Annotated in this window: 1 pseudogene; it reads right to left on the minus strand. The window is 76.8% G+C overall.

The annotated features are described in order from the left end of the window. A pseudogene (locus FK498_RS18930) lies at positions 1-638 on the minus strand (CCA tRNA nucleotidyltransferase); the annotation flags it as partial. Positions 639-717 lie beyond the last annotated feature (79 nt).

The following is a 717-nucleotide window of genomic DNA, read 5'->3' on the forward strand; positions in this document are numbered from 1 at the left end:
GGGCAGAGGGCCGCGAGGCGCAGCAGCGGATCGGCGGGCGCGCCGGCCGCGACCAGCGCCTCGAGCCGCGGCCGTGCGACCGCCTCGGGCAGCACCGCGGCGAGCACGCCCGTCTCGTCCATCAGCCGCACCGCGTCGCGCGGATCGGGCGCGGCGAGGATGCGCTTCAGCTCCGACCACACCCGCTCGGCCGACAGGATGGCGAGCCCCGGCACCGCGGCCCGGATCGCCGCCAGCGCCGCCGCGTCCGGCGGTCCGTGTCCGTAGCGCGCGTGGAAGCGGAAGAAGCGGAGCGCGCGCAGGTAGTCCTCGGCGAGCCGGGTGGCCGGATCGCCGACGAAACGGACCACCCCGCGCGCGAGATCCTCGCGGCCGCCGAACCAGTCCCAGACGTTGCCCGCCGCATCCATGCTCATGGCGTTGATGGTGAAGTCGCGCCGGGCGGCGTCCTCGCGCCAGTCGGTGGTGAAGGCGATGGTGGCGTGCCGGCCATCGGTCGCGACGTCGCGACGCAGCGTGGTGATCTCGATCGGCCTGCCGTCCGCCACGGCGGTGACGGTGCCGTGCGCGAGCCCGGTCGGCGCCACGGCGATGCCGGCGGCGCGCAGGGCCGCGGTCACCTCGTCGGGCCGGCGCGGGGTCACCGCGGATGCGGCGGGCTGGCGTTTCGGCGCCGCCACCACCTGGACGGATGTGATCGAGGCCGCGCTGCCGCCG

This window comes from Elioraea sp. Yellowstone (genome assembly GCF_006704265.1).
Lineage (GTDB): Bacteria > Pseudomonadota > Alphaproteobacteria > Acetobacterales > Acetobacteraceae > Elioraea.